We start from the raw sequence: 6,122 nt of genomic DNA, 5'->3' as shown, positions 1-6,122 counted from the left end.
TATGAAAAACAAACTCATGCCTTTCTATGATAGAATGATGCTACGCAAAAGATATATCATAGAAACCATCAATGATCTTCTGAAAAACACTGCCCAAATTGTACATTCACGCCATAGGTCTGTGACAAACTTTATCATGAATCTTGTATTTGCCTTGGGGGCATACTGCTTCTTTGAAAACAAGCCAGAAGCTCTACAGGGATATTGCATAAAAGACACTAAACAGTTGGCGTTGTTTTAAACAACATTTTTTATCTAAATCATATCCCATTCATGATAGAGTGGGATGTATTATCGTGCACATGATTCTAACAAGGAATAATGCTCCTAACTTATCAAAATATAGACGGCTTAACCCGAACTGGGGTCTATATATCCGCAATTCTTGCGGGTACACTTGTCGCCGAACGGTTACAGGCTGAGCAAACCCTGGGGTTGGATGTTACAGCCAATCCCAAAGGCATGGCAGTGCTTCACTATGATACGGAGCAGTCCGAGGCACAACTACAAGAAAACTTGGGTAAGACTCTTCGGAGAGCTGGCGTTGAGTCTGTGCCACAATTTTACCATTCGCTTTACCTTGCATCGCTCTCCCGCAAAGACAGACTGAAAATCATTCGTGAGAGCATGGCCCTGTTTCACCATAGACATGGAGGTATCCATCTTGTGGTTATCGATGGTATTGCTGACCTGATACTTTAATTGTAAGAATGCTTAATTTATGTTAAGGGCAACAATTAACACCCAATCTACTCTTGTTATCCTAAAAATTTTTATTAAATTCGTGCGTTTTTCTAGATAAACATATCTCGATGGTGATATACAAACAAACCAGCAATATAATTAAAAAGCTATTAAAAATGAAAAAATTTGAAAAGATTACTGCGCCTAAATTCAGCGCAATTGATGTTGAAAAAATGAAACGTCTCAAGGGTGGCTACACTTTAAATACTGTGACTTGCTATTCTAATGGTCATGCTGGTGATGACGGTAGTGCTTCTGCTGATGGTGTTTATGGCGATTAATTCCACATGCCAATAAAGTAACTAAGAGGGAATGAGAGAGCATGGCTTTATACACGTGCTCTCTTACTTTTAGAAAGTAGAAAGTAAAATGATTTTGATTCTTACTAATGATGGTGATTTAAGTGCTGATTTGGTTCAAGATTGGCTTAAGTATTACAAGCATCCATTCATGAGGATTAACACCAGTGACTTTATCAATAAGCAGATAAAGATTTCTCTTACGGGCTCTAAATTTCAATGCTTATTCGATAATAATGAAATCCCATTGGAAAATATCGGTGCAGTTTGGTTTAGAAAATATGGCTTCTTCAGATGTTCCAATACTTACAAGGAAATTTGTAAGACTAAAAAACTTAATGAAGAACTTATTAACCACATTACGAAAGAATTCCATAAGGTTATAGACTTCTTTAATTATGCTTTGAGAGACAGAAATTGGCTAACTGACCCTGAATATATAAATATCAATAAATTTGATGTGCTTTATCAAGCCAGCAAATGTGGTCTAAATATAGCTGACTCTTATATTCTTAATTCTAAGAATGACTTAAAGAGTTTAGTAGGAAAAGTAATATCGAAATCTGTTCTTGACCCAATTTTGCCCTCATGGGGCGATAATCATAAGAGCATGATGTACACTACTATGGTGGATAAAAGGAGTTTTGATAGATTGCCAGAGATATTCATGCCATCACTAGTGCAGAAAACAATTGCAAAGAAGTACGAACTTCGTATTTTCTATATTTGTGGACGTTTCTATACTATGGCTATTTTCTCTCAAAGTGACAAGAAGACAAAATTGGATTTTAGAAATTATAATTGGGATAAACCTAATCGCTATGTTCCTTGCGACCTTGACGTGGATACTAAACGGCGGTTGAGTAAGTTGATGCACAATCTTCATTTGAATTGTGGCTCAATAGATATGATTAAGGGCACTGACAACAAGCTTTATTTCTTGGAAATAAACCCTACAGGTCAGTTTGGAATGATAGATTTCCCATGTAATTATGGACTCCATAAAATAGTTGCTAAAAGACTTATAAATCTGGATACTACACATTCATCAGTTAATATATGAAACAAAAGTTTTATAGATTTGTCGACAAAGATACGAGAAGACTATTAAGTTTGAATTATCTGCTAGCAGAGAAGATTATAGTTAACTCTAAGGCAAAAGATATAGCAGGACTACAATGTACTGCTACCTGTCCAGACAAGTTCAATTTAGATTATTTTTGCATGGTCTATTCAAAACACATATCAAGATACCTGAGTACACCCGAGAAGCTACAGATTAAAAAAATATGAAATTTAATCACAATAAATACTTTGTACTTTTCCCATGTTGTAAGGTTGTCGATGGGAAGAATAAATCTGCTATTTATGACTTGCAGAGAGAATCTTATGTGTTAATTCCTCATTCACTTTCATATATTTTAAAACACGATAAGCATCTCTCATTAGGTCAAATCCTAAAAAAATATCCAGGTAATGAAGATACGATAGAAGAGTATATGAATTTCCTCAATAAGAAAGATTTAGGATTGTTCTGTGATAAGGATGAAGTAAAATTTAAGGCAATAAGTGCTAAAGTTCAGGCACCACATTTGATTACAAATGCTATTTTTGATTACGATAGCAATTCTTCATATGATTTGCAAAAGGCTATTAAACAATTGCATGACATAGGCTGCGAAAATCTTGAACTTCGTTTTTATAACGATATGAGATTGGATTCTTTGTTATCTGTAATAACATATACAAAAAGAACGTGTATTCGTGATTTAGAATTGCTATTCCCATATACAGAAGAAATGCAACTTGAGAACATTTTGCAACTTCGATATGCCAATCCCAGAATAAGGAAAGTTACTGTCTCTAGTTGTCCCAAAGGGATAGAGAAAATCTATGATAGTGAGGAGATATATATAATATATACTTCTGAATCTATCACATCAGAGGAGCAATGTGGTGTGATTTCTCCTTGGTATATGTTACCAAAAACGGAATTGTATTTAGAGTCACTATCTTATAACAATTGCCTGAACCGAAAAATTTCTATTGACAGATTTGGTAATATAAAAAATTGTCCATCTATGAAAAGAAGCTACGGTCTATTTGATGAGCAATGTCAACTTTTTAATGTAGCTAATAATCCAGAATTCCAGAAAATATGGAAGGTGCAAAAAGACGAAATTAAGCAATGTAAAGATTGTGAGTTGCGATACATGTGTCAAGACTGTCGTGCTTATGTAAAAGATGCTAATGACCCTTTGTCAGCACCATTAAAGTGTCACTACAACCCTTATTTAGAATGAAAATTATACAGAGCTTTTGGAGTAAGCCTCTTTTAAAATCCAATCAAGAAACATATCAGAACCGTCTCAATGGAGGTTGGCCTAACCTTCGTTATGCGTTGGCAGCTATGTCATATAGTTGCTTGACTTTAAAGGAGTTTTATGATGATGTGGAATTATACACAGATGATTTTGGCATGCATCTTTTCAAAGAAGCATTACATCTTCCCTATACTCGTTTCCATAATGTTCTTAACGATTTAGATATGGACGAATCGTTTTGGGCATATGGGAAAATAATTACATACTCCTTACAAAACGAACCTTTTTTACACGTTGATAATGATATTTTCATTTCAGACAAGTTCCCTGAAAAAATAGAAAAAGCTGAACTTGTAGGTCAGAATATTGAATGGATTATTCCAAAAGCTACTGATGATTATACAGAAGCATTGGACTTCTTACGTCAAAATGTACCAGTGTGTCCAAAGATAATTTTAGATTCTAAATGTAGACAATCTATTAATATGGGACTTTTTGGTGGTAACAATATTGAATTCATACAGCGTTATGCTCACATGGCAATGGATTCAGTTAAAGATGCAGTACCCTATATTTTGGCAAAAAAAGGAAAAGATGGTACATTCAATATCATTTTTGAGCAACTACTGCTTTCTGAGATGGCCAAGAAAGAATCAATCCCTACAGCATACATGGTAGAAAATAACGACTGCTCAGATTTTTCTCAATATATTAATTTGGAAACTGCCCAATTCACTGTTAATTATACCCATTGTGTTGGCTTGATAAAGCAGTGTAATTTTATTTGTGAGCAAATGGAATATCGTTTGAGAAGTGAATTCCCACGGCAGTATCGCATTATTCTTGATTACTTGGAAAGTCAAGGTATGCACTACAATATCAATGAGAAATCCATGAGATATTTTGATGATTTCAATCGTTCATACAAAAAGCTTAAGGTGTATAAAACTCAAGAAGAGTTAATGACCAAGGGACTTTTCAAATTAAGGGAGGATGTCAATTTGAATTTTGACGGAAACTTTTATTGGTTGAATCGTAACTGTGAAAGCAAGAAACTTGAACGTTGGGGATCTTTCTTGGCCTATTTCCAAGATTACATAACTGGTAATGAATTGTGTGATTATATAATTGAAAATAAACTTGCTGGAGATATTAATGCTACTGCTATAAGGGAGAATATTTTCCACCTGATTGTCCAGAATGTATATAGTAACCAATTTTTAGAAGTAAAAACTGATTAGATATGAAGATTTCAAGTTTGATTATTTCTTTCCTTGTTTTATCATCTGTGTCTATGTTTGCTCAGGAGCATACGATTAAGGGTATTGTTTATGATAACAATGGAAAAGTCGTTAAATTAGCAAATGTTATACAAGTCGATTCTTGTATGCACTATGTGGTAGGAACTACGACATCTTCTGAGGGAACTTTTACTTTAGCAATTAAAGGGGGAAAAAATCCAGGTTACCTTATAACTTCTTATGTAGGCATGTCTGCTGACACCATCAGCCTTTCTAAAAAAGTTCAACAGCCTCTACGTATTATCTTGAAAACAATGTTAGCCGAAATTGACGAAGTCATCGTGAAAGGCAAACATAGTCTTTTTAAAAATGAAAATGATATCATTACTGCAAATGTTCAAAACTCTATATTAGCTAAAGCGGGAACATTGGATAATTTGATGAACCAAATACCATTTGTTTCAGGTGGTGGCGGTGAGTACAATGTATTTGGCCGTGGTGAGGCTATTGTTTATTTAAATAATAGAAAAGTCTACGATACAAATATCCTTAAGACTGTAAATTCTGATAGAATTAAAAAAGTTCAGGTGATTACAAATCCCGGATCAGGATATTCTTCAGATGTTAAGGCGGTAATTAAGATATTTACAGTAGACAATCCTAATGGGGTGGGAGGTAATGCATATACGAGTATTACTGGAGGTCGAAAATTCTCCAATAACGAAGGAGGATCTGTAGTGTATAATTCTGGCAAGTGGCAAATTACAGGAGAAATAGGTCATGCCAATTATAAAACTCAGGAAAAAACAGAGGATAGAACATCCATTATTAGTAAGCCAACAAAGTTATATACTAATAGTACGACTTTAGACTATGACATGACTTTTCTGAATGGAAACTTAGGGCTCACTTACCAGCCTTCAATCCAGCAGACTGTTGGTTTCAATACAAGGGTTACAAAATACACGCATAATCATACTATTGATAATGCGATGATTGATCATTTCACGAATGGAGTAAACGACTTCCACACAGAAGGAATAACCAGATCTAAAAATGTTCTTATCCAATGGCTTACGAATACATTTTACACCTTTTTTATTGGAAAAACTAAACTTGATTTAACGGATGATATTTTAGTTGGTACACAGGATAGAAAACTTTTCTACAAGGATCAAAATGATGTTGATGTTTCAACTAAAAGTAAGTCTCATTATTTAATGAATTCATTTGTTGCAGACATTAATACTCCGTTAACAAGTAAAGTGTCTTTTAATTATGGCGGTGAATTCACCTATTCACATTATAAACAAATTTTCGATTTTGATGAAAAAAACATCAAAACCGAAATGGCGAATACAGTAAATAAAAATGAACAAATACTTGGGACTGCGTTTACTAATCTAAATGCCTCAATAGGAAGATTCTCTGTGAGTGCAGGGTTGCGTTATGAACATGTTAGTTGGGAATACTTTGTCGGGAATATGAAACAGAAATCTCAAAGTCGTGATTAT

The 6,122-nt window shown here is 34.2% G+C and carries 6 protein-coding genes and 1 pseudogene; all 7 read left to right on the top strand.

The genetic code is table 11. The features are described from left to right. Positions 1-241, top strand: a 241-nt coding sequence (locus tag HMPREF9018_RS03485; RefSeq protein ID WP_008448204.1) for a transposase, incomplete at its 5' end; no start/stop codon positions are given. 119 nt (positions 242-360) lie between these two features. Then, a pseudogene (locus HMPREF9018_RS03480) lies at positions 361-696 on the top strand (bifunctional DNA primase/helicase); the annotation flags it as partial. Positions 697-812: 116 nt separating this feature from the next. Continuing rightward, complete coding sequence (locus HMPREF9018_RS03475) at positions 813-1,025, top strand: TIGR04149 family rSAM-modified RiPP (RefSeq protein ID WP_039864233.1); 213 nt, start codon at positions 813-815, stop codon at positions 1,023-1,025. Positions 1,026-1,113: 88 nt separating this feature from the next. After that, complete coding sequence (gene gwsG / locus HMPREF9018_RS03470; protein ID WP_008448213.1) at positions 1,114-2,106, top strand: grasp-with-spasm system ATP-grasp peptide maturase; 993 nt, start codon at positions 1,114-1,116, stop codon at positions 2,104-2,106. A gap of 226 nt (positions 2,107-2,332) precedes the next feature. Beyond that, entirely contained in the window at positions 2,333-3,346 is a 1,014-nt protein-coding gene (gene gwsS / locus HMPREF9018_RS03460) for a grasp-with-spasm system SPASM domain peptide maturase (protein WP_008448208.1), read from the top strand. After that, positions 3,343-4,608, top strand: coding sequence for a DUF6734 family protein (locus tag HMPREF9018_RS03455; protein ID WP_008448201.1), 1,266 nt, complete (start codon positions 3,343-3,345; stop codon positions 4,606-4,608). Before gwsS ends, HMPREF9018_RS03455 begins: the two co-directional genes overlap by 4 nt. A 2-nt stretch (positions 4,609-4,610) precedes the next feature. Beyond that, positions 4,611-6,122: outer membrane beta-barrel protein (locus HMPREF9018_RS03450; protein ID WP_008448206.1), on the top strand; the 1,512-nt coding region annotated here is incomplete at its 3' end.

Source organism: Prevotella amnii CRIS 21A-A (assembly GCF_000177355.1).
In the GTDB taxonomy this organism is placed as follows: domain Bacteria; phylum Bacteroidota; class Bacteroidia; order Bacteroidales; family Bacteroidaceae; genus Prevotella; species Prevotella amnii.
Note: the sequence above shows the minus strand (reverse complement) of the source record. Positions and strands in the feature narration are given on the sequence as shown.